This is a genomic window from Tenacibaculum sp. Ill, from assembly GCF_051938915.1.
Classification (GTDB): Bacteria; Bacteroidota; Bacteroidia; order Flavobacteriales; family Flavobacteriaceae; genus Polaribacter; species Polaribacter larymnensis.
Map to the genome: position 1 here is coordinate 83,457 of NZ_JBPSCW010000002.1, position 22,333 is coordinate 105,789.

20 protein-coding genes are annotated in these 22,333 nt (G+C 30.8%); 11 read left to right on the forward strand and 9 right to left on the reverse strand.

Annotated features, from left to right (window positions below; all coding sequences use genetic code 11):
* The first annotated feature begins 58 nt into the window (after nucleotides 1–58).
* Together ACTPNM_RS00385 and ACTPNM_RS00390 are read left to right on the forward strand one after the other, a co-directional pair.
* Nucleotides 59–688, forward strand: coding sequence for a carbonic anhydrase family protein (locus ACTPNM_RS00385; RefSeq protein ID WP_274638645.1), 630 nt, complete (start codon nucleotides 59–61; stop codon nucleotides 686–688).
* Nucleotides 689–828: 140 nt separating this feature from the next.
* A complete protein-coding gene (locus ACTPNM_RS00390) occupies nucleotides 829–1,455 on the forward strand; it encodes a carbonic anhydrase (RefSeq protein WP_274638646.1) in 627 nt (208 codons plus the stop codon).
* Nucleotides 1,456–1,485: 30 nt separating this feature from the next.
* Here the strand turns inward: ACTPNM_RS00390 and ACTPNM_RS00395 are convergent, their stop codons facing one another.
* A complete protein-coding gene (locus tag ACTPNM_RS00395) occupies nucleotides 1,486–2,016 on the reverse strand; it encodes a CvpA family protein (RefSeq protein WP_440120150.1) in 531 nt (176 codons plus the stop codon).
* Between the two features lie 81 nt (nucleotides 2,017–2,097).
* Between ACTPNM_RS00395 and ACTPNM_RS00400 the strand changes: the two genes are divergently transcribed.
* A complete protein-coding gene (locus tag ACTPNM_RS00400; RefSeq protein ID WP_274638648.1) occupies nucleotides 2,098–2,454 on the forward strand; it encodes a hypothetical protein in 357 nt (118 codons plus the stop codon).
* Here the strand turns inward: ACTPNM_RS00400 and ACTPNM_RS00405 are convergent.
* Entirely contained in the window at nucleotides 2,451–3,245 is a 795-nt protein-coding gene (locus ACTPNM_RS00405) for an SDR family oxidoreductase (protein ID WP_274638649.1), read from the reverse strand. The two genes, ACTPNM_RS00400 and ACTPNM_RS00405, sit on opposite strands and share 4 nt — an antisense overlap.
* A gap of 126 nt (nucleotides 3,246–3,371) precedes the next feature.
* Between ACTPNM_RS00405 and ACTPNM_RS00410 the strand changes: the two genes are divergently transcribed.
* Nucleotides 3,372–4,751 carry a TlpA disulfide reductase family protein gene (locus tag ACTPNM_RS00410; RefSeq protein ID WP_274638650.1) on the forward strand — a complete coding sequence of 460 codons (1,380 nt, stop codon included), beginning with the start codon at nucleotides 3,372–3,374 and terminating at the stop codon, nucleotides 4,749–4,751.
* A gap of 60 nt (nucleotides 4,752–4,811) precedes the next feature.
* Here the strand turns inward: ACTPNM_RS00410 and ACTPNM_RS00415 are convergent, their stop codons facing one another.
* Nucleotides 4,812–5,171: a YraN family protein gene (locus ACTPNM_RS00415; RefSeq protein WP_440120151.1), complete on the reverse strand. Its 360-nt coding sequence runs from the start codon at nucleotides 5,169–5,171 to the stop codon at nucleotides 4,812–4,814.
* 39 nt (nucleotides 5,172–5,210) lie between these two features.
* Between ACTPNM_RS00415 and ACTPNM_RS00420 the strand changes: the two genes are divergently transcribed.
* Nucleotides 5,211–5,420 carry a YgaP family membrane protein gene (locus ACTPNM_RS00420; RefSeq protein WP_274638652.1) on the forward strand — a complete coding sequence of 70 codons (210 nt, stop codon included), beginning with the start codon at nucleotides 5,211–5,213 and terminating at the stop codon, nucleotides 5,418–5,420.
* On the opposite strand, the gene ACTPNM_RS00425 is transcribed toward ACTPNM_RS00420, so the two are convergent.
* Nucleotides 5,417–6,403, reverse strand: coding sequence for a S66 peptidase family protein (locus ACTPNM_RS00425; protein WP_440120152.1), 987 nt, complete (start codon nucleotides 6,401–6,403; stop codon nucleotides 5,417–5,419). The two genes, ACTPNM_RS00420 and ACTPNM_RS00425, sit on opposite strands and share 4 nt — an antisense overlap.
* Nucleotides 6,404–6,520: 117 nt before the next feature.
* Here ACTPNM_RS00425 and metG point away from each other — a divergent pair, with 117 nt between their 5' ends.
* Both metG and ACTPNM_RS00435 read left to right on the forward strand, forming a co-directional pair.
* Nucleotides 6,521–8,575 (forward strand): methionine--tRNA ligase, encoded by a 2,055-nt coding sequence (gene metG, locus ACTPNM_RS00430; RefSeq protein ID WP_440120153.1) that lies wholly within the window; start codon nucleotides 6,521–6,523, stop codon nucleotides 8,573–8,575.
* A gap of 205 nt (nucleotides 8,576–8,780) precedes the next feature.
* Entirely contained in the window at nucleotides 8,781–11,201 is a 2,421-nt protein-coding gene (locus ACTPNM_RS00435; protein ID WP_440120154.1) for a hypothetical protein, read from the forward strand.
* A gap of 193 nt (nucleotides 11,202–11,394) precedes the next feature.
* Here the strand turns inward: ACTPNM_RS00435 and ACTPNM_RS00440 are convergent, their stop codons facing one another.
* Nucleotides 11,395–12,015, reverse strand: coding sequence for a 2OG-Fe(II) oxygenase (locus tag ACTPNM_RS00440; RefSeq protein WP_440120155.1), 621 nt, complete (start codon nucleotides 12,013–12,015; stop codon nucleotides 11,395–11,397).
* Between the two features lie 92 nt (nucleotides 12,016–12,107).
* On the opposite strand from ACTPNM_RS00440, the gene ACTPNM_RS00445 reads away from it, so the two are divergent.
* Nucleotides 12,108–14,231, forward strand: a complete 2,124-nt coding sequence (locus ACTPNM_RS00445; RefSeq protein ID WP_440120156.1) for a Tex family protein — start codon at nucleotides 12,108–12,110, stop codon at nucleotides 14,229–14,231.
* Between the two features lie 57 nt (nucleotides 14,232–14,288).
* Here ACTPNM_RS00445 and ACTPNM_RS00450 read toward each other — a convergent pair whose 3' ends face one another.
* The 3 genes from ACTPNM_RS00450 to ACTPNM_RS00460 form a co-directional block, all read right to left on the reverse strand.
* Nucleotides 14,289–17,147: a TonB-dependent receptor domain-containing protein gene (locus tag ACTPNM_RS00450; RefSeq protein WP_440120157.1), complete on the reverse strand. Its 2,859-nt coding sequence runs from the start codon at nucleotides 17,145–17,147 to the stop codon at nucleotides 14,289–14,291.
* Nucleotides 17,148–17,165: 18 nt separating this feature from the next.
* Nucleotides 17,166–17,912: an energy transducer TonB gene (locus tag ACTPNM_RS00455; RefSeq protein WP_440120158.1), complete on the reverse strand. Its 747-nt coding sequence runs from the start codon at nucleotides 17,910–17,912 to the stop codon at nucleotides 17,166–17,168.
* Nucleotides 17,913–18,069: 157 nt separating this feature from the next.
* Nucleotides 18,070–18,405: a single-stranded DNA-binding protein gene (locus tag ACTPNM_RS00460; RefSeq protein ID WP_440120159.1), complete on the reverse strand. Its 336-nt coding sequence runs from the start codon at nucleotides 18,403–18,405 to the stop codon at nucleotides 18,070–18,072.
* A 171-nt stretch (nucleotides 18,406–18,576) separates the two neighbouring features.
* Between ACTPNM_RS00460 and ACTPNM_RS00465 the strand changes: the two genes are divergently transcribed.
* Both ACTPNM_RS00465 and ACTPNM_RS00470 read left to right on the forward strand, forming a co-directional pair.
* Nucleotides 18,577–19,119, forward strand: coding sequence for a GNAT family N-acetyltransferase (locus ACTPNM_RS00465; RefSeq protein ID WP_440120160.1), 543 nt, complete (start codon nucleotides 18,577–18,579; stop codon nucleotides 19,117–19,119).
* A complete protein-coding gene (locus ACTPNM_RS00470) occupies nucleotides 19,109–19,459 on the forward strand; it encodes a hypothetical protein (RefSeq protein WP_440120161.1) in 351 nt (116 codons plus the stop codon). Before ACTPNM_RS00465 ends, ACTPNM_RS00470 begins: the two co-directional genes overlap by 11 nt.
* Here the strand turns inward: ACTPNM_RS00470 and ACTPNM_RS00475 are convergent, their stop codons facing one another.
* On the reverse strand, nucleotides 19,460–19,927 hold the full coding sequence (locus tag ACTPNM_RS00475; protein ID WP_440120162.1) for a CBS domain-containing protein: 468 nt from the start codon (nucleotides 19,925–19,927) through the stop codon (nucleotides 19,460–19,462). It lies immediately after the preceding gene.
* Between the two features lie 101 nt (nucleotides 19,928–20,028).
* Between ACTPNM_RS00475 and ACTPNM_RS00480 the strand changes: the two genes are divergently transcribed.
* Complete coding sequence (locus tag ACTPNM_RS00480; protein WP_440120163.1) at nucleotides 20,029–22,329, forward strand: M20/M25/M40 family metallo-hydrolase; 2,301 nt, start codon at nucleotides 20,029–20,031, stop codon at nucleotides 22,327–22,329.
* The last annotated feature ends 4 nt before the right edge of the window (nucleotides 22,330–22,333 follow it).

Here is a 22,333-nt window from a genome sequence, read left to right on the forward strand (position 1 = left end):
AATGTGTATTGTTAGTAATAATAAAAAACGATATAAATAACTTATAAAAATATATACAATGAAAGCGCACACTAAAGAAACTCAAGCTACAATGACTCCTGAAAAGTCATTACAATATTTAAAAGAAGGAAACCAAAGATTTCAAAACAACTTAAAAGCTAATCGTAATTTATTAGAACAAGTTAACGATACAAGAGAAGGGCAATTCCCTTTTGCTACAATTTTAAGCTGTATCGATTCAAGAGTTTCTGCTGAATTAGTTTTCGACCAAGGTTTAGGAGACATTTTTAGTGCAAGAATTGCTGGTAACTTTGTAAATGAAGATATTTTAGGTAGTATGGAGTTTGCTTGTAAATTAGCTGGTACTAAATTAATTGTTGTCTTAGGGCATACTAGCTGTGGAGCAGTTAAAGGAGCTTGTGATAATGCTCAATTAGGTAACTTAACTAAAATGTTAAGTAAAATTAAGCCAGCTGTAGAAGCTGTAACAGAACCTAAAGATGAAAGTTTAAGAAACTCATCTAATTTAGAATTTGTAAATAACGTTGCAGAAAAAAACGTACAGTTAACTATTGATAGAATATTAAATGAAAGCGATGTATTAGCCGAAATGCATAAAAATGGTGAAATTATGATTGTTGGAGCTATGTATGATATCAAAGACGGCTCTGTTACTTTTTATGAATAAAAAACATCCTCTATAATTATTATTATAAAGAGAATCTAAATCTAGTTTTAGGTTCTCTTTTTTTATTAACTTCGGTAATTATATTGCTTAATCCGGAAAGCAACTGTAAAAGATTCTTCCAACAAACAATTTATATATTAATGAATCTATCTAAAATTTTTGAAAACAATAAAGAGTGGGTAAAAAACAAACTCTCTACCAATAAAGATTATTTTAAAAAATTAAATGAAGGACAAAGTCCTGATTTGCTGTACATAGGTTGTTCTGACAGTAGAGTTTCTGCAGAAGATTTGATGGGTTCAAGTCCTGGTGAAGTTTTTGTACATAGAAACATTGCTAATATGGTACCTGCAATTGACTTAAATTCTGCTTCAGTAATTGAATATGCTGTTGAACATTTAAAAGTAAACCATATTGTTGTTTGTGGCCACTATTCTTGTGGTGGAGTTAAAGCCGCAATGCAATCTGCCGATTTAGGTTTGTTAAACCCTTGGTTACGTTATATAAGAGATGTATATCGCTTACATAAAGATGAGTTAAATAAAATAGAAGACGAAGATGCTCGTTACGATCGTTTGGTAGATTTAAACGTGCAAGAACAATGTGTCAACCTTATTAAAACTGCCGCTGTGCAAAAAGCTTACAGAGATAGAGGCTTAAAGGTACATGGTTGGGTTTTTGATATTAAAACAGGAAACCTCATCGATTTAAATATCGATTTTGAACATATTTTAGAAGATATTATGGAGATTTACCATTTAGACTAAAAAAAAGCGGATAAAAAATTATCCGCTTTTTTATATTGTTAGTTGTATCTCTTTGCTGTTATCATTCTCTTGCTCTTCCTCATCTTTTATGATTGACGGAAAAATTGTTGGAGCAATCTTTTTTACTGGTTTAAATAAAATAGATTCTTCTAAACTCTCCTCCTTTACAAACGGAATAGTATCATTCATTTTTCCGAAGAAAATAAAAATTATGCTTAAAATTAATCCAATTTTTAAAACCCCAAAAACACCTCCTAAAATTTTGTTCAAAATTCCTAAAGCTGCAAAATCAGCTATTTTGGTTAAAATTTTCCCTAATAGTGCTATTGCTACAATTATTACCACAAAAGTTCCTGCAAAAGCCGCCAAAGAAATATACTTTTCATCCCATGTAACACTGTCTTTTAACCAATCTCCAATAAAGTATGAAAAGTGGATAGCTCCATAAACTCCTGCAACCAAAGCAACCAAAGAAGCAACCTCTACAAACAACCCTTTCATTAAACCTCTTACAAAGCCAAAAAGTAGTAATGCAGCAATAATAATATCAAAAGTATTCATAAATATAAAAGCGTTCTACTGTAAAATCTATGCTCAAATATACATAACTCATTTGTATCTTTGCTTTCTCAAAAAACACAAATGACAAAAGAAGCCAACTTAAAAGAAAAATGGGATTTTGTAATAACTCAATTATCACAACAATTTGCTGATGGAGATGATCTCAATATTGATGGAGTTATTTATTTAATTGGTGTTCAAGAGTTAGGACAAGGACATCGTAAGTTTAAAAAAGACGAAAAGGTAAACCTTATGCATATTGCTATTTGTAAGCTATTAGAACCTTACGGATACTATGAATTCGATTTTTTTGATAATGATGGGTGGCCTCATTATAAAACTCTAACTGAATTACCTAATTTAAAACCTGGTGAACAATCAGTTTTAATGAAAGAAGCTATTATTAATTATTTTGAAGTAATTAACTTTTTTGATTAGGTAACACTTAGCTTCCTGATCATTTTCGATAATAACTTAGGGAAAAATCGCTTGGTATATACACCTAGCTTTTCTTTCACCCCTGCTATATAAACTTCTTCTTTTCTATTTTTTATAGCTTTTAGCATAAATTCAGCAAACCTATCTGGATGTATTCCATTAGCTGTGGCTGTATCCATGGTATTTTGTGGAGTACCATTTCCTGTTAATGCGTTTTTTGACACATTCGTAGTTACAAAACCTGGGCAAACTAACGTAACAGCAATATTATCTTTATAATGTTCTGCTCTCAAACTATCAAAAAAACCATGCAAAGCATGTTTCGTAGCAGCATAAGTAGAACGTAATGGAGTTCCTATTTTTCCAACGATACTTGTAGTTACAACAAAGTGTCCTGATTTCTTTTCAATAAAATGAGGTAGTAAAGCTTTTGTTAATGAAACTGTTCCTAAATAATTAATATCCATTAAACGTTTATCTACTTTTATTGATGTATCTTTTACTAATGATCGCTGACTTATCCCTCCGTTATTTACCAAAACATCAACTCTTCCAAAAAATGAAATAGCTTTAGTTACCTTCTCTGGTAGGTTTTCATAATCTTCTAAATCTAAAGGTAAAATCATAACATTTTCAGGAACTTTGCAAAGTTTTTTCACTTCTCTTAAAAAGCTTTCATTTCTTGAAGATATAATTAACTTTGCTCCATAATTAGATAACGCAACAGCTAGAGATTTACCAATTCCTGAAGAAGCGCCAGTTACCCAAAATATTTGTTCTTTAAAGTTCATGTTTTCAAATAATTAAAAAATCGTTTGTAAAATACATAAGAAAAAATAAAAGTGGTACACTTCTTGGATAGAAGTTCGTAAATGACTAGTTTTAAAACCTTATTAATAACCCTTTAAAATATTATGATGAAAAAATTACTGGCTCTATTAATATTCACCACATCACTTGTAAATGCTCAGTACACAGTTAAAGGTACTATGACCCCTCCAGACAAAGGAGATTGGGTTATTTTATATAAAATTGAAGGAGCAAAGCAAAAGTTCCTTGCAAATACTACCATTAAATTTGACACTGTTGCAATAAATGGTGAAAAACAAGTTTTAGGAAAGTTTAGTTTTGAACTACCTAACACAGCAACTTCTGGAGCCTACAGAGCTACCTATAGAAATACGGGTGCTGGTTTTGTTGATTTTTTCTTCAATAAAGAAAATGTTGAGTTCGTTTTCAATCCAAAATACCCTGATCAGTCAGTTCTTTTTACTAGCTCTAGAGAAAACAAACTATACAATGAATACTTACAAGCATACAATGCTGTACAAAAAAAGATAGATTCTTTACAAGCTTCTTATATAGAAACTGAATCAAGAGATGCAAAAAAAGCTTATAAGAAAGAGCTTAAAGAACTTGAAGACGTACAAGAAACTTATGAAAACAAATCTCAAGGAATGTTAGTAAATAGTTTTATAAAAGCTTCACGCAGATATAATTCATACAATCCTCATGATAATCTACAAGACTATTTATCTGCTACTAGTGAAAACTTTTTTGAGTACGTTGACTTTAAAAGTGATGAATTATACAACTCTTCTTTTTTAATTGATAGAATTAATGATTATGTTTTCTATTTAAACTATTCTGAAGATAAAAAAGTTCAACAAAAACTTATTAAGGAATCTATTACCACCGTTATGAAGAAAATTTCTTCTGACAAATTAGAAAAAGCAGTAATTGATTATTTAATTAGCGCACTTACTGATAAGCGTAACGGACCAGCTGTGGATTGGATGTTTGCTGAATATTATGACAAACTTCCAGCTAAAGATCAAGACGCTGATTTTAAAAAGGAAAAATTAGACATCTTACTTGCAACTGTAGGTAGAGTAGCTCCTGATTTTTCTTGGAAAGAAGATGGTCAAGAATATAAATTATCAACATTAAACGATGGTAATAAGTATTTACTAGTATTCTGGAGTACTGGTTGTCCACACTGTGTAAAAGAAATTCCTGAACTTTATAAGTTTATGCAAACTCATAAAGAAGTATCTGTAGTTTCTTTTGGTATTGAAAATGAAGAAAACGAATGGGATGAGTTTGTTAAAAACTTACCTGGATGGCATAATGCTATCGGAACGCATCCTGAGTATAAATTTGATAACGAAACAGTAAAAAAGTATAACTTACTTGGTACACCTTCTTATTTTGTATTAGACAAAGACAAGAACATTATCGCAATGCCTGACCATGAAGAAGATGTAGAAAAATACTTTAATGGTGACAACGAATAGTTTACTACTTTGTATAAACAACATAAAAAAAGCCCAACAAATTTGTTGGGCTTTTTCTTTTTAAAAATATAAAAATGCATCTTCAATATGTTCTATTACAAACTCATTTCCTTGTTTAACAATTGCGATAATGTCAAATCGAATCTCTACATCTAAATCATTTTTTGTAACATAATCATCAATAGCAGTTACTAATAGTTTTATTTTCTTCGGATTTACAAAATCTTGTGGGTTTCCAAAGTAAGCTGTTGATCTTGTTTTAACTTCTACAACAGCTAAAGTTTCTTCCTTTTGAGCAATAATATCAACCTCAGCTTTTTGAAATCGGTAATTTTTTTCAACAATAGTATACCCTTTCTCTATAAGAGAATCTATTGCTAATTGCTCTCCTTTCTTACCAAGTTCATTGTGTTGTGCCATTTAAAAACTTATATTTGAGTAACCTTAAATCTTTTTATCATGAAAAAAAACATGGGAAACACCGATAAAGCTATTAGAACTTTAATCGCTCTAATTATAGCTGCGCTGTCTTACTTTGAATTTATTACAGGAATTTTTGGTAATATCTTACTTGTACTAGCAATTATACTTTTAGTTACTAGCTTGATAAATTTTTGCCCGTTATACAAGTTATTAGGAATTAACACATGTAAAACAAAAAACAATTAATTAAATTCTAACAAGCACTGCTTATTCTTACTTATCGATAATTTAACTTCTCTACCCATTATCAATGCTCTATTATCTGGTTCGTGACCTGCAGGAAAATCAAACAATACAGGAATACCTTTAGGAACAACCTCTAAAATTAATTGTTCTATAGAGCTTCCCCATGGAGTTGTATTTCTCTTAATTTTAGTCATATCACCAACAACAATCGCTTTAACTTTTGTGAAATATCCAGCACGTTTTAAGCTTTGTAACATTCTATCAATTGAATACTTGTATTCACCTATTTCTTCTATAAATAAAACTTTCCCATCTGTAGAAAGTTGACTGTCTGACCCTAGCATAGAAGCCAAAATAGCAATATTACCTCCAACTAACTCTCCTGAAACCTCTCCTACTCTATTCTCTTGTGAAGGAGAAACTTCATAACGCAATTTTTCTCCAAACAATGCTTTCTTAAAAGTTGCAATGGTTTCTACTATATCATCAGAACTCTCTTCCATACTTGTACCCATCATAGCATGTAAGGTTTCTACTCCTAAGTTATGAATATGGTTATGAAATGCCGTAATATCAGAATAACCAATAACCCATTTAGGGTGTTTTTTAAACTTAGTAAAATCCAATTTATCTAAAATTCTCACAGAACCATATCCTCCACGTGCACTCCAAATCGCCTTAATACTAGGATTATCTAACGCATCTTGAAAATCTTGACATCGTTCTTCATCAGTACCAGCAAAATGATCATTCTGATTAAACATATGTTTACCATATACCACTTTCAGCCCCCAACTTTCTGCTAACTTTTTAGCTTTATCAATAGTGGGCTTACGATTCTTTAAAATTCCAGCAGGAGCAACAATTGCAATAGTATCTCCCTTTTGCAAATATGGTGGTGTAGTTAACTTCATAGTTTCATTTTGCGCGTAGACTGATGTAATTATCAGTAAAAAAAATAAGATGAAAATTCTTTTTTCCATAAACAAGTCTCTTTTTTTGATCTTAAAGGTTTAAAATCCATCAAATGTACCTAATTTATAACAGTATAAAAAATTGCTTTTTCGTACTTTTGCGCTTTAATTTTAGTAGAAAAAAACATGAGTACACCAAAAAGATATACAATTACAGCAGCATTACCTTATACAAATGGACCAATTCATATTGGACATTTAGCAGGTGTATATGTTCCTGGAGATATTTATGCACGTTACCTGCGTCAAAAAGGAAAAGACGTAGCCTATATTTGTGGTTCTGATGAACACGGAGTTGCAATACCCATGCGTGCTAAAAAAGAAGGTGTTACTCCGCAAGATATTATTGATAAGTATAACGGAATCATCAAAAAATCATTTGAAGATTTCGGTATTTCTTTCGATAACTATTCTCGTACTTCAGCTGAAATTCATCATAAAACGGCTTCTGATTTCTTCACGAAGTTATACAATGATGGTGAGTTTACTGAAGAAGTTACCCAACAACTATATGACGAAGAGGCAAATCAGTTTTTAGCAGATCGTTTTGTGATTGGTACATGCCCTAAATGTGGAAACGAAGAAAGTTATGGAGACCAATGTGAAAAATGTGGTACAAGTCATAATGCTACTGATTTAATTAACCCTAAATCAGCCATTACAGGAAATGTTCCTACCTTAAAAGAAACTAAACACTGGTTTTTACCATTAGATAAACACGAAGCTTTTTTACGTGAATGGATACTAGAAAGTCATAAAAATGATTGGAAACCAAATGTATTAGGACAATGTAAATCTTGGATTGATGACGGCTTACGTCCTCGTGCGGTAACCCGTGATTTAGATTGGGGAATTCCTGTGCCAGTTGAAGGTGCTGACGGAAAAGTATTATATGTTTGGTTTGATGCTCCTATTGGTTACATCTCTTCTACTAAAGAATGGGCAGAACGAGAAGGTAAAAACTGGGAAGATTATTGGAAAAAAGACGACACTAAATTAGTCCACTTTATTGGTAAAGATAATATTGTATTTCACTGTATTATTTTCCCTGCAATGCTAAAGGCGCATGGCGACTTTATTCTACCAGATAATGTACCAGCAAATGAGTTCTTAAATTTAGAAGGAAATAAGCTATCGACTTCTAAAAACTGGGCGGTTTGGTTACATGAATATTTAGAAGAGTTTCCTAATCAGCAAGATGTATTGCGTTATACCTTAACAGCCAATGCTCCTGAAAATAAAGACAACGATTTTACTTGGAAAGATTTTCAAGCAAAAAACAATAACGAGCTAGTTGCTATTTTGGGGAATTTTATTAACCGTGTGGTAGTATTAACAAACAAATACTACAACGGGCAGGTACCACCTACAGGGGAATTCTCAGAAATTGACAAAGACACTTTAGAGCAATTAAAACAGTTCCCTGATATAATTGCTAAATCTATAGAACGTTATCGTTTTAGAGAAGCTTCTCAAGAAATGATGAATTTAGCTCGTTTGGGTAATAAATATTTAGCTGATGAAGAGCCTTGGAAAGTAATTAAAGAAGATGAAGAGCGAACCAAAACCATTATGAATATTGCCTTACAAATCGCAGCAGGTTTAGCAGTAGTATCAGAACCTTTTTTACCGTTTACCTCAAGTAAATTAAAGTCAATTTTAAATATTGATAACAATCTTTCTTGGAATGATGTTGCTGAAAAAGACATTTTATTACCATCAGATCATCAAATTAATAAAGCTGAATTACTATTTTCTAAAATTGAAGATAAAACTATTCAAGCACAATTAGATAAGCTAGAAGCTACCAAGAAAGCAAACGAAGCAGCTAACAAAGTAGTAGAACCTCAAAAAGAGACTATTCAGTTTGATGATTTCACCAAAATGGATATTAGAGTAGGAACTATTGTTGCTGCTGAAAAAGTAGCTAAAACAAAAAAACTACTAAAACTTACCGTAGATGTAGGCATTGACACACGTACTATTGTTTCTGGAATTGCTGAAAGCTTTAAACCGGAAGATATCATAGGTCAGCAAGTATCTGTACTATGTAATTTAGCTCCAAGAAAATTACGTGGTGTAGAAAGCCAAGGAATGATTTTAATGACTGATACTCCTGATGGTAAATTAGCGTTTGTACAGCCTTCTGAAAAGGTGAATAACGGAGAGTTTATTGCTTAAATAAAACATTTATTATATTCGCAACCTCGCAATAATATTGCGAGGTTTTTTAGTTTATATCTTTGTTAAAAAAAATTCACCTCCTTACTATCTATTATAAAGCACTTTAAAGCTACAGCTTAATTAAATTCAATTTTATCTTATAACAAACTTAATTTAAGGCATCATTTTTGAGGAATCCTGAATTCATTGCTAAAAAAATTACATGAAAACTGAAGTCCTATTCTACAAAAAAAAGCTAATCAAAATCTTTAAATTATTTTTATTTATTAATCTCCTTTTTATTAAAACCTCCTCCTTTGCACAAAAACAAAAAAGCAATTTAATAATCAATAATTTTCAAAACTATGCTTCTGAGTATAGAGAACTAGCCTATTCTCAACTTAATAAATCTACCTACATAAAAGGAGAAACTTTAGGATTTTGTAGTTATATAGTCGATAAAGCTAAAAAAACACCTTCACTCTTAACTAAAAACTTGTATTGTGTTATTACAGATGAAAACAACCAAATTATTAAGAGTAAATTAATTAAAGTTAATCGAGGAATTGCATATAACTCGTTTGAAATCGATAGTCTTTTTTCTAGTGGAAAATATACTTTTAAAGCATACACAAACTGGATGAAAAACTTTGATGAGCCCAATGCTTTTATTGAATCTTTCAAAGTTATAGATCCAGAAAAAAAAACTTACTTAAAAAGAAGTATTCTTTCCAACTCAATAGATGTCCAATTTTTACCCGAAGGAGGTCACTTTGTTAATAATATAAAAACCAAAGTAGGAGTTACTATAAAGAATAATAACGGATATGGAATTCCGAATGTTGTAGGCGAAGTATACGATTCCCACAACACCTCTATTACCTCTTTTAAAACAAATTCTGTAGGTATTTGTAGTTTTTCTTTACTTCCAAAGACGAAACAAAATTACATAGTTAAAATTACTCATTTAGATAAAGAATATAAGTACATTATTACAGGAACTAAAAGCAAAGGGGTTTCGATTAAACTAAGCCAAGTAAACAACAAAGTTTTTGTAGAATTAAATACAAATCAAGAAACATTAAAAAACATCAAAAACAAACCTTTTAAATTAATTATACATAATGGAGATATTATAAAAGAAGGTCTAGTTAAATTTAACAAAACTGGTTTTATTAAAATAATTGATCAAAAAAACTTACTTCCTGGAATAAATATTTTTACTCTTTTTGACGAGAACAACAATCCTATTTTAGAACGTCTTTTTTTCAATTATAAAGGTATTGAAACATTACGTTTAGAGGAAGCTAAACTTTTAAAAAAAGAAGATTCTTTGCAAGTTGACATTCCTTTTTCTCAACTTTCGAACAGCCTTAAAAACAATATGCATCTTAGTGTATCTATACTACCAAAAGAAACTAAATCTTATCAAAAAAACCATAATATAATTTCTTATACACACCTACAACCATATGTTAAAGGATATGTAGAAAATGCGGGGTATTATTTCACTAATATTAATAGAAAAAAGAAATATCATTTAGACAATTTACTCCTCACCCAAGGTTGGAGTAGTTATAATTGGAACTCTATTTTTGAAAACAACACTTCAAGTCGATTTGCTTTTGAAAATGGTATTACCATTAAAGTAAATAAAAACAATATTAATAACTCTGAATTTTTTATTTCTCCATTAAAGCTTAATAATCCAAGTATTATAAATATCGAAGAAAATAAAAAATATTTTGTTGAAGACGGCTTGTATCCATTAGAAGAAGAATCTTTAAAATTAAGTGTATTAAATAAAAAGGGAAAACTAATTAAACCTAATTTATATGTTCAATTTTCTCCTAATAAAATTCCTTTAATTAATAACTATTTAAAAACATCTTTACCTCCCAAAAACGGTTATTATTCTTATGAGTTTAAGACTAACCCTTTTTCATACTCTAATCTTGATGAATATCAAAACCTAGACGAAGCCATTATTAATGTAAATTTAAAGCAACAAAGAATCGATAAGATTCAATCTAAAAATTGGGGTGATATTTATTTAATAGATGACTCTCATAGAAGGTTTAATTTAAGATTATCTAACTATATCACTTCATATGTAATGGGTTTTACAGTTACTGAATATATGGGGCAATTTATTTTAAGTAAAAGTTCAGGAAAATCATCTTTCAGCTCCGCTCCTCCAACCGTTTACTTAGACGATGTGATTCAGTCAAATCTTGACTTCTTACATCATTTCAGTATGGATGACATAGATTATCTGGTTGCAAATCGACATGGATTTGGTGAGGGCATGCGTGGATCTAATGGAGTTTTAAAAATTTACACTCGAAAAACTTCAAACATAAAAAGAAAAATTGACAATAATAGGAAGTTTGATTTTCCATTAACCTTTTCAAGTAACAAAAAGTTTTACACTCCTAAATACACGACTTACAACACTTCTTTTTACAAAGAATATGGTGTAATAGACTGGATTCCTAATGTTATGTTAGACAATGAAGGAAATTTAAGTTTTAAAATACACAACCCTGCTAATACAAACATCCTTCTTTTTATAGAAGGGATTACCCAAGATGGAAAATATATTGTAGCTAAAAAAATATTAAATATTGATTCTAATAAATAAGACAGAGAGACTTGTCAAAAAATAAAAAGCACTCTTAAAAAAAGTGATATTGGTTACACTATTTTTAAATATAAAGATTTTTATATCAGAAGTGATTATACCCCTAGTGACAAAACATATCACTTAAGAAAATTCACAAAATAAATTAACCTTTTACTATATTTAAAACCTCGCAAATTGCGAGGTTTTTAGTTTACACATTCTTTAACCAACCTACGATACTTAAGCGAGGTCTTGTCAACGCTACTTTTACCTCATGCTCGGTTACATCACTCTTAAAAAAAGCAACCCTTCCTCCAATTGGTAAAATGGTTTCTGTCTTTTCTTTAGTATACAGTACTAACTCTCCTCCGTCATCAGTATTCCACTCGTCATTTAAATACATGACGAATGAAAATAATCTTCCATTATCGGTTTGGAATTGGTCTATATGACGTTTGTAAAAACTACCGATATCGTAATACGCATAATGAAACTCAAAAGCATTGATACTCGAATAACACGTTTTGTTCAAATAATCGGAAAACTCACTCATTTTTTGGATAAACTTTTTTTCTAAATCATCTTCAGTTTTTTCGTTTATCCAACAAATAACATCCCGTCTTATCTCTTTGTCTTTTGTATAATCGGAGTCTTTTCCAATACCCGCTCTATACATGGTTCCTTCTTCATAATGTTTCATTAAATTATTCCGAAGTCCTGCTATCAAATCAGCAGAAAAAAAATCATCACAAACTCCAAAATCGTTGGAAATTAAGCCAGTAATCAATCGTTCATACTGTCGCTTATGCAATTCATTTACAGTTGTTTGCATTAATAAATTTACAATTAGACTAACCGCGAAAGATAGTCTAAAAACATATAGATTGTATACCCCCGAATAAAAATTTATATTTGTTTTATTTTATGAATTTACTATCCTTTATAGGTTCTCATACCAACCTTTCTTCAACCGCTATTCAAAGTACTATTGAACTATTAAATAAAGATTGCACCATTCCTTTTATTGCTCGTTACCGAAAAGAAAAAACGGGAAATTTAGATGAAGTTGAAATTGGTCAAATTGTACAATTCAAAGAACAATTTGAAGCCTTAGAAAAACGAAAAGCAGCAATTTTAAAAGCTATTGAAGAACAAGATGCCTTGACCGATGAGTTGATGGCTAAAATTGAAAAAACCGAAGATTTAACCACTTTGGAAGATATTTATCTTCCGTATAAAAAGAAACGTAAAACCAAAGCAGAAACGGCTCGTAAAAATGGATTAGAACCGTTGGCGAAGATGATTATGAGTCAGCGAGTAAACGATTTAGAATTTACCGCTTCAAAATACCTTTCAAACGAAGTAGAACATGTTGATGATGCTTTAGAGGGTGCTCGCCATATTATTGCAGAATGGATTAATGAGCGAACTGATATTAGAAATAACATTCGTTATCAATTAGAACGTTTTGCTACGATTGCGACTAAAGTTGTTAAAACTAAAAAAGAAGACGAAGCAGCACAAAAATTTAAAGATTACTTCGATTGGGAAGAAAACCTAAGTCGAATTCCCTCTCATCGATTATTAGCTATTTTACGAGCAGAAAAAGAAGGTATTATTCGCGTCAAAATTAGTATAGATGACGAACGAGCACTTCAAAAAATGGAAGACAGAATTATTCGTTCACATAACGAATGTGCTGAACAAATTGAACTGGCTATTTCTGATGCATACAAACGTTTGTTATTCCCTGCACTTTCAAACGAAGCTTTATCCATTGCCAAAGAAAAAGCAGATGAAAATGCCATTAAAGTATTTGCTAAAAACCTACAACAATTACTATTAGGTTCTCCTTTGGGTGAGAAACGAATTTTAGCTATCGACCCGGGGTTTAGAACGGGATGTAAAATAGTTTGTTTAAATGAACAAGGAGATTTATTACATAATGAAACTATTTTTCCACATGCACCTCAGCATCAATCAAAAGAAGCAATGAACAAACTTAGCTCATTGGCTGATGCATATAAAATTGAAGCTATTGCGATTGGTAACGGTACTGCTTCTAGAGAGACTGAGCAATTAGTAAAACGTGTGTATTTTAAAAACCCTGTAGAAGTATTTATAGTAAGCGAAGCAGGAGCATCTATTTATTCTGCTTCAAAAATTGCACGAGATGAATTTCCTAATTATGATGTAACGGTTCGTGGTGCAGTATCAATCGGACGTCGATTAGCTGACCCTTTAGCTGAATTGGTAAAGATTGAAGCAAAATCAATCGGAGTTGGACAATATCAACACGATGTAGATCAAACACAACTAAAAAAATCGTTAGATACTGTAGTAGAACACTGTGTAAACAAAGTAGGCGTTAATATTAATACTGCTAGTGCCTCGTTGCTGAGTTATGTTTCTGGAATTGGTCCAAAGTTAGCCGAAAATATTGTGAATTATAGAAACGAAAATGGGGCATTTACCAATAGAACAGCGGTAAAGAAAGTCCCTCGTTTAGGCGGAAAAGCCTTTGAGCAATCTGCAGGATTTTTGCGAATTAAGAATGGAGACAATCCTTTAGATGATTCAGCTGTACACCCAGAACGCTATAATTTAGTAAAACAAATAGCAAAAGATGTAGGTAAAAAAGTGGATGATTTAATTGGAAACTCTTCTGTATTAAAACAAATTAAATTACAACAATACGTAACTGATTCTTACGGACTACCTACCCTCCAAGATATTGTAAAAGAATTGGAAAAACCAGGATTAGACCCTCGAGAAAAAGCCAAAGCTTTTAGCTTTAACGAACATATTAAAACGATTGATGATGTACGTACAGGTATGCTACTACCCGGAATTGTAAATAATATTACCAATTTTGGTTGTTTTGTTGATATTGGAATTAAAGAAAGTGGTTTAGTACATGTTTCTAATCTTGCTAATACATTCGTACAAGATGTTAATGAGCATGTAAGCTTGCATCAACATGTACAAGTTAAAGTATTAGAGGTTGATGTTACAAGGAAGCGTATTCAATTAAGTATGAATTATTAAATAACAAAAGCGAGCTAATTAATTATTAGCTCGCTTTTGTTTTATATGAATAACTTCTTAGTTATTAATTACCCAAGATATATAGTATAGTTGTCCTACTTTTCCTGATCCAGGTGCAACATAATAGTCTTTTCCAAATAAGTTTGTTCCTCCAACTTTAATTCTAGATTTAATTGATGGAATTCTATAATTTAATTGAGCATCTATTACTGTTCTTTCAGCAACATCTCCTTTTACAAAATTTGAAACCCATCTATATTTGTCTTGCCATCTTGCACTTACTCCAAAACCAAAATTATTAAAAAGGTTTTCGTTACCAAACTGAGCCTTTACAGTATGCTTTGGTGTATTAAAGTTAGGCTCAAATAAACCATAATCTTTATCCTCATATGTAAAATCAATAAAGTTATAGTTAAGACCAAAATCAAAATTGCTAAATAATTTTGTATGCATTCCAAAACCAAAACCGTATGATTCTACTTGTGAGTTTGCATTTGTTGTTATTGTGAAATCTCTTACTAATCCTGAACTAAAAGCCTGATTAGCTTCCTCATCTAGTATAACTACACCATCTCTAATAAATCCATACTTGTTTTGTGGTTCTTCTAACTCAGCTTCCGTTGCTTTTCTATTTCCATAAGGGTATACTTTACCTGCATTAGGTACTGTTACGTCTTGTAAAAACACAAAATTATCATGTGTACTGTAAAAAGCATTTATATCTACATCTACATTTGTTTCGTTATTTAAACGAAACATACTTCTATATCCTAACTCAATTGTTTTTACTACTTCTGGTACTAACTCATCATATTGAGATTCTATATAGGTGTCTCCATTATATGTAGCTTCATCATAATAAACACTTCTGGTTAATAATGAGTTTTCTAGAATCTCCTCTCCTGTTACTGTTCTAGTATCGTAAACGTATTGGTTTTGTTGATCATCCCATCTTATAAAGAAACTATCTGGATAAGAAATACGACTTAAATTATCTCCTATTGCTCCTACATTAGTTTTTACTTGAGAATCAAAAAACATATATTGTTCTTGTATACTTGGGTTACGGAAACCTGTTTGGTATGATGCTCTTAACACATGATTCTTCTCTTCTCCCAACGCATAATTTACAGCTAATCTAGGAGAGTAATTCCCTTCAAAATTATCTGATTCATCATAACGAATAGACCCTGTCAACTTTAATCTTTCTTCAAAAAGCTTTTTTTGAATTTGTGTATAAATTCCATACTCCTCTATACTAACTTTTTCTTCTTTATCATTAAATAAAGTTCCTTTAGAGTTTGGGTTATATTCACGGTAAGAAGCTCCAATTTGTACATCTGCCCAATCGTTTAACAATCTTTTAAAATTATAGTTACCATCTAAATGGGTATAAGAACTTTTCTCGTAAAGTTTACTTCCTCCATCAGATATCAATGTTCCTGTTATTCTGTTAAACTCTCTATTAAACCCACTAGTATTTGGCATTAATCTATCCCTATCTACATATGCTCTTGCTTCTTCTAATGACTTTCCTTGTACATATCTCTGATCGTAAAACTCATCAGTATAAACTCCCATTGATTTAACTGCATCATTTAAAGCATTTCCTGTTCTTGTTAAATCATAAGAATTCCCAGAATCATTACTCGTATAATAACCTCTTATATAAAAATCATTACCTTTTACTTCTAATTTATGTTGTCCAATAAAGTAATCACGTTGAACTAACCTACTTGTTCCTTGAAAAAGGTTATCTCGTAATGATAATCTTGAGGTAAGTTGAATCTCTAATGATTCATCTTTAAAAGGTCTAAAATATAAAGACCCAGAAAATCTAGCATTTTTAGATTTAAAATTATTTCTAACAAGCTCAGCTTCTGTATACCCTGTTCTTCTTAAAAGTGTACCCCAAGCTATATTATCACTGTCATAGAAGTTTAAGTCACGGTAACTCTCATCTCCATAAGTATTAACCCCATTATAATTAACAGTTGAGTTTATTGTCCCGTCTATTAATTCATTGGTATCAATTTCTTTATTTCTTAAATCATTAGCATGCCATTCTTCAGCTTCATAGTATGAAAAGTTAACTTTTGCGGCAAAAACCTCGTTAAACTTATATCCCATTCTTACTGCAACATCATAAAAAGGATTGTTTCCTCCAGCCTCTTGACTTGTGTAACCACTTTTAAACATCGTCGTTATTCCTGTATGATTAAAAGGGTTTTTGGTATTCATAAGCATGATACCATTATAGGCATTGGCTCCATATAATGCAGAAGATGCTCCTGGTAAAATTTCAACACTTTGGATATCCAGTTCAGAAACTCCAGAAAAATTCCCTGTACTATAACTCAATGCTTGTGCTGCTGTATCCATTCCGTCAATCATTTGCACAAAACGTGTGTTAGCAAAATCAGCAAACCCTCTAGTATTTATTGATTTAAAACCATAACTACCTTCTCTAGAATTAATTCCTTTTAAATTAGTTAACCCATCGTAAAAAGAGTTAGAAGTGTTCTTTCTTATATCAGCCAGACCTAATCTTTCAACTGTTACTGGAGATTCTATGATTCTTTCAGGAACTCTTGAAGCAGAAATAATTACTTGATCTAATAACAAGTTTTCTTTTAGAACTACGTTTACCCTTTTTTCAAAAGATATAACCGATACCTCTTCTGTTTTAAAACCAAAAGCAGAAACTGTTAATGTTTGAGGTAACGTATTGCTTGATAAAACGATTGTAAAATTTCCTTCCTCGTCCGAAACGGCAAAGTTATCACCACTTGAAATTTTTGCATTGTAAAACGGCTCTAAATATTCATCGTATACAGAACCTGATATTTTTACCTGCGCATAACTTGTTATAGCAGCTAAGGTAAAAACAATCATTACTAATTGTTTTTTTAACATTTTAAATTTAATTGATTTTTATTCTTCTAGTGAAAAGTTAATTGGAAAACCATACTTTACAGGCACTCGTTTTCCTTTATTTTTACCTGGCTCAAAGCGTGGTAGCTTAGATACTACTCTTCTAGCTTCTTCATTAAGGATTTCCCCTCCGTCAGGACCTAAAGTTTTAATATTAGTTACATAACCATCTCGGTCTATCACAAATCGAATCCATACTTCTCCTTCAATATGATTTCTTACTGCTTCTCCTGGATAACGGAAATGTTTATTAATATGCTTAACCATTTCTAAGTTAAAACAATCAAGCCTTTCTTTTTTCTTTGAGTTTTTACATTTATCAAAAGAGGGTACTTTTTCTACATAGTAAAGCTTTTTTGCTTTTGATAGTTCTTCTTTTGATAGTTTCTCAGTAATTCTTGTTAAGTTATCTTTATAACCTATTTCTTCCTTAACTTCTTTTACTTTTTCTATCTTAACCTCTTCAGAAGCTGAAACATCGTTAACATTCAAAGTACTAACTGAACTTAAGGCTTGAGCTGCTTTTTTCTTGACAACTCTCTTCTTAAGATACCTCTTACTTGCAGATATTTTAACTTTAATTTGTCTATCTGCTTTTTTCTTTGAATTTTTTACAGGCTCAATAGTACATTTTGTTATACTATTAACATCTAATACAGACTCATCAGGAGATTCACATACTTCCTGCTGAGCAAAAGAATTAAAGAAGTAAAATAAAAATACTACTAGAAAGAAATTATTTTTCATATACGTATAATTTAGTTATCTAGTAATTAGTTTGAGGTTAAAAGTTTGGTGGCGCGAATTTATAAAAATTTTAACATATAGAAAATAATTATTAAAAAAAACGAGTTAACACATTAACTCGTTCTTTTTCAAATCTTTTTCTTAGCTAAATCCCCACTTATTTGTTTCCTAACATTAGTAATTCGTTACAAATTACTTCTGTTATATAACGTTTATTGCCTTCATTATCGTCAAAAGAGCGAGAAGTTAACTTACCTTCTATCATAACTTCTTTTCCTTTTTCTAAATATTTTTCAATAATTTCTGCTGTTTTATTCCAAGCAACTACATTGTGCCATTGTGTATCAGTTACCTTTTCGCCTTGAGCATTTTTATACGTTTCATTAGTTGCAATGGAAAACTTTGCAAGTTTTTTCCCACTTTCTAAAGTGATGATTTCTGGGGTATTTCCTAAGTTTCCAATTAACTGTACTCTGTTTTTTAGTGCGTTCATAATATTTATTTTTATTGTTAAACAGTTAAGACTTTGTCATTCAATCGAATTGACACTGCAAAGATGAAACAGTATGCAAATTAAAAACGGTTAGTAATCATTTGTTTTCGTTTGTAAATGAATGTAATCGTTTAATTATTTTTAATATCTTTGATTTTAAACTCCTATAGCATGAAATTTTATTTAGAAACCGAACGTCTAATTTTAAGAGAATTCCAAGAAAGTGATTTGGAAGGTATGTTTGAATTAGATTCAAATCCAGAGGTTCATAAATATTTGGGGAACAATCCTATTACGACGCACAAACAAGCCGAGGACAGTATCGCTTTTATACAAGAACAGTATAAAGAAAGGGGTATTGGTAGGTTTGCTTGTATAGAAAAAGCTTCTGGTGACTTTATTGGTTGGTCTGGATTAAAGCTTAATCAAGGAGAAAAAGAGACCTTAAACGGTTTTACTAATTTTATTGATATTGGTTATCGTTTAATTCCACGCTTTTGGGGCAAAGGTTATGCTTCAGAATCTGCTTTTGCTTGTTTAGATTTTGGTTTTAAAAAAATGAATTATGATTTTATTTATGGTGCTGCCGATGTAGAAAACATTGGTTCTAACAAAATTCTACAAAAAATAGGGCTACACTTTATAAATGAATTTGATTATAAGGGAATTGATGTAAACTGGTACGAACTTAAAAAATCAGATTATGAACAATAAAAAATGTTTGGAGTGTGGAGATAAGGTTATTGGTAGAGTTGACAAAAAATTTTGTTCTGATTATTGTAGAAATGCATATAATAACAAAGTTAACAAAGAGAGTAAAAACCTAATTAGAAATACCAACAACCGCTTACGAAAGAATTATAAAATTCTTTCTGAGTTAAATACTTCTGGTAAAACTAAAGTAACTCGTCGTAAGTTATTTGATAGAGGTTTTGACTTTAAATTCATCACGTCTTTCTACACCACAAAAGCAGGTAGCACCTATTTTTATGTGTATGACCAAGGATATTTAGAGCTAGACATCGAAATTTATTTATTGGTAAAACAAGATTAACTATTTCCACGTATTCCCTTTTAACTTCATGGCTGCAATGAGTACATCTTTTTGACTGATTTGTCCTGCTAACTTACCATTTTGAACTATTGGGAAACGTCTTCTACGTGATTTTAAAAATTTATTAGCAGCATCTAAAATATTCATATTTCCATCAATTGTCTCAACTTCTCTAACCATCGCTTTTCCAACCGTGTTACTCTTACCAATTGTTGAGTTATAATACCTATTTTCTGATATTTGTTTTATACAATCACCTTCAGAAATAATTCCTATTAATTCATTTTTTTCATTAACAACAGGTCCACCAGATATTTTATGTTTAATAAGTATATCTATTGCGTCCTCAATAGGTTGTTCTTCTCTAAATGTTATTAATTTTTTGGTCATATAATCAGATACCAAAATTGGTACATTCTCTTCTTGAGGAGTATTCGTCCTCTTTCCTTGAAAACTTTTAATTGCCATAATCTTAAATTTTACTTTTAAATATACTGATTTTTAACCGATTACAATTAACCCCTCTTAAAAAATAAATTACTTACTTTTATAAGTACTAAAATCCAACTATGAAATCATCAAGAAATTACCTTGCAGTTCTCATCATTATTTTAACTGTTTATTGGAGCTTTAACGATATACTTCCAAGTGTAACCTCTTCAAAAAAAGAAATTAGTGCTACTGAATTTTCAATTGATAATGCACTGTATCATTTAAAAAACATTTCTCAAAAGCCACATCATACTGGATCTGAAGAACACAAAAAAGTACAAGATTATCTGGTTCAAGAATTACAAAAACTAAATTTAGAGCCAGAAATTCAATACCAAACTGCTATTAATAAAAAGTGGAGGGCAGCTACTACTACTGAAAATATTATAGCTAAAATTAAAGGAACTGAAAGCGGCAAAGCTTTACTGCTTTTAACTCACTACGATTCCAATCCACATTCATCATTAGGAGCAAGTGATGCGGGTTCTGGTGTCGTAACTATTTTAGAGGGTATAAGAGCTTACTTGGCTGCAAATAAAACACCTAAAAACGATATTATCATACTTTTTTCGGATGCTGAAGAACTAGGACTTTTAGGAGCACAGGCTTTTGTTGAAAATCATCCTTGGGCTAAAGATATTAGTTTAGTACTGAACTTTGAAGCTCGTGGTAGCGGTGGTTCTAGTTATATGTTGATGGAGACTAATGGAAAAAATAAAACATTATTAACCGAATTTTTAAATGCTAACCCAAATTACCCAGCAGCCAACTCTTTAATGTATGGTGTATATAAAAAGCTTCCTAACGATACCGATTTAACTGTTTTTAGAGAAAAAGGCAATATTAACGGATTTAATTTTGCCTTTATTGATGATCACTTTGATTACCATACTGAACAAGATTCATACGAAAGATTAAATAGGGAAACATTATTACATCAAGCTGATTACTTTACCACTTCATTAAATTACTTTGCTAATGCTGATCTAACGAACTTAAATAGCGATACAGATTATATTTATGTAAACTTTCCTTTTACTAAATTGCTAACATACCCGTTTTCTTGGGTGTTACCAATGCTTATCATTGCCTTTTTGTTATTTATAGCGCTGATTGCAGTAGGCATATATAAGAAGAAGATGACAGTAATAGGTGTATTAAAAGGTTTTATTCCTTACGTACTATCTTTAGTATTATGTATAAGTATTTCATACGGATTATGGCAATTATTGTTGATTATCCATCCACAATATACCGACATGCTTCATGGTTTTACCTATAATGGATATCAATACATTATTGCTTTTGTACTTTTAAATCTTTGGATTCTTTTTAAAGTATATAATAAACTAAAAGAAGCTAAAGCTATAGATTTACTAGTCGCTCCTATAACTTTTGGATTGGTTATAAATATTATAATTTACATGAATTTACCAGGAGCAGGTTTCTTTATTATTCCTGTTTTTGCTTCTTTATTGATTTTAGCAATCTTACTCTTCATGAATATTAACAAAGCATCTAGAGCTACGTTATTTGCAATTATATCTATTCCAACAGTATATATGATTGCTCCTATGATTCAATTATTTCCTGTAGCCTTAGGTTTAAAAACATTATTTATTTCTGCCATACTTTTGGTATTTCTTTTCGGGTTAATGCTTCCTGTTTTTTATCAGGAAAAAACTAAAAACGGATGGCAAACATTGACAGGTTTTCTTGCATTATTATTTTTTGGATATGCAACGTTTAATAGTGGTTTTTCAATTGAGAAGAAAAAGCCTAATAGCTTAGTTTTTATTCAAAATTCTGATACAAACACTTCGTATTGGGCAAGCCACAATAAAACATTGGACGGGTATACAAAACAGTATTTTAGCGATGATTCTAAACAAGGTGGTACTGATTTAATGGCTGGAAAAAGTAAATACAACACTTCTTTTAATTATTATCAAAAAGCTGAAAATAAAAATATCCGTATTTCTAACATCAAAGTTAATCAAGATACAATTATTAATAACCAGCGAAGTATTTCATTTACAATTACTCCTACTCGTAACATTGATAAATATGAGTTATATACAAACACTCAAATAGAGTTAACTAATTTTACTGTTAACGGAACTTTGTACGATAACGGAGAAGCTTTTACAGCTGATAAAGGAACCTTATTAATTTACCAAATGGCAAATACCGATAAAGACTTGACTATCTCTTTTACAATTGATAAAAACACACAACCTGATATTGTGATTAATGAGATATCAAACGATCTATTATCGCATCCTAAGTTTACTATACGACCTAGAAGTGAAATAATGATGCCGATGCCTTTTGTGGTTAATGATGCTATTATTTGTACCCGAAAGCTTAAACTATAAAACA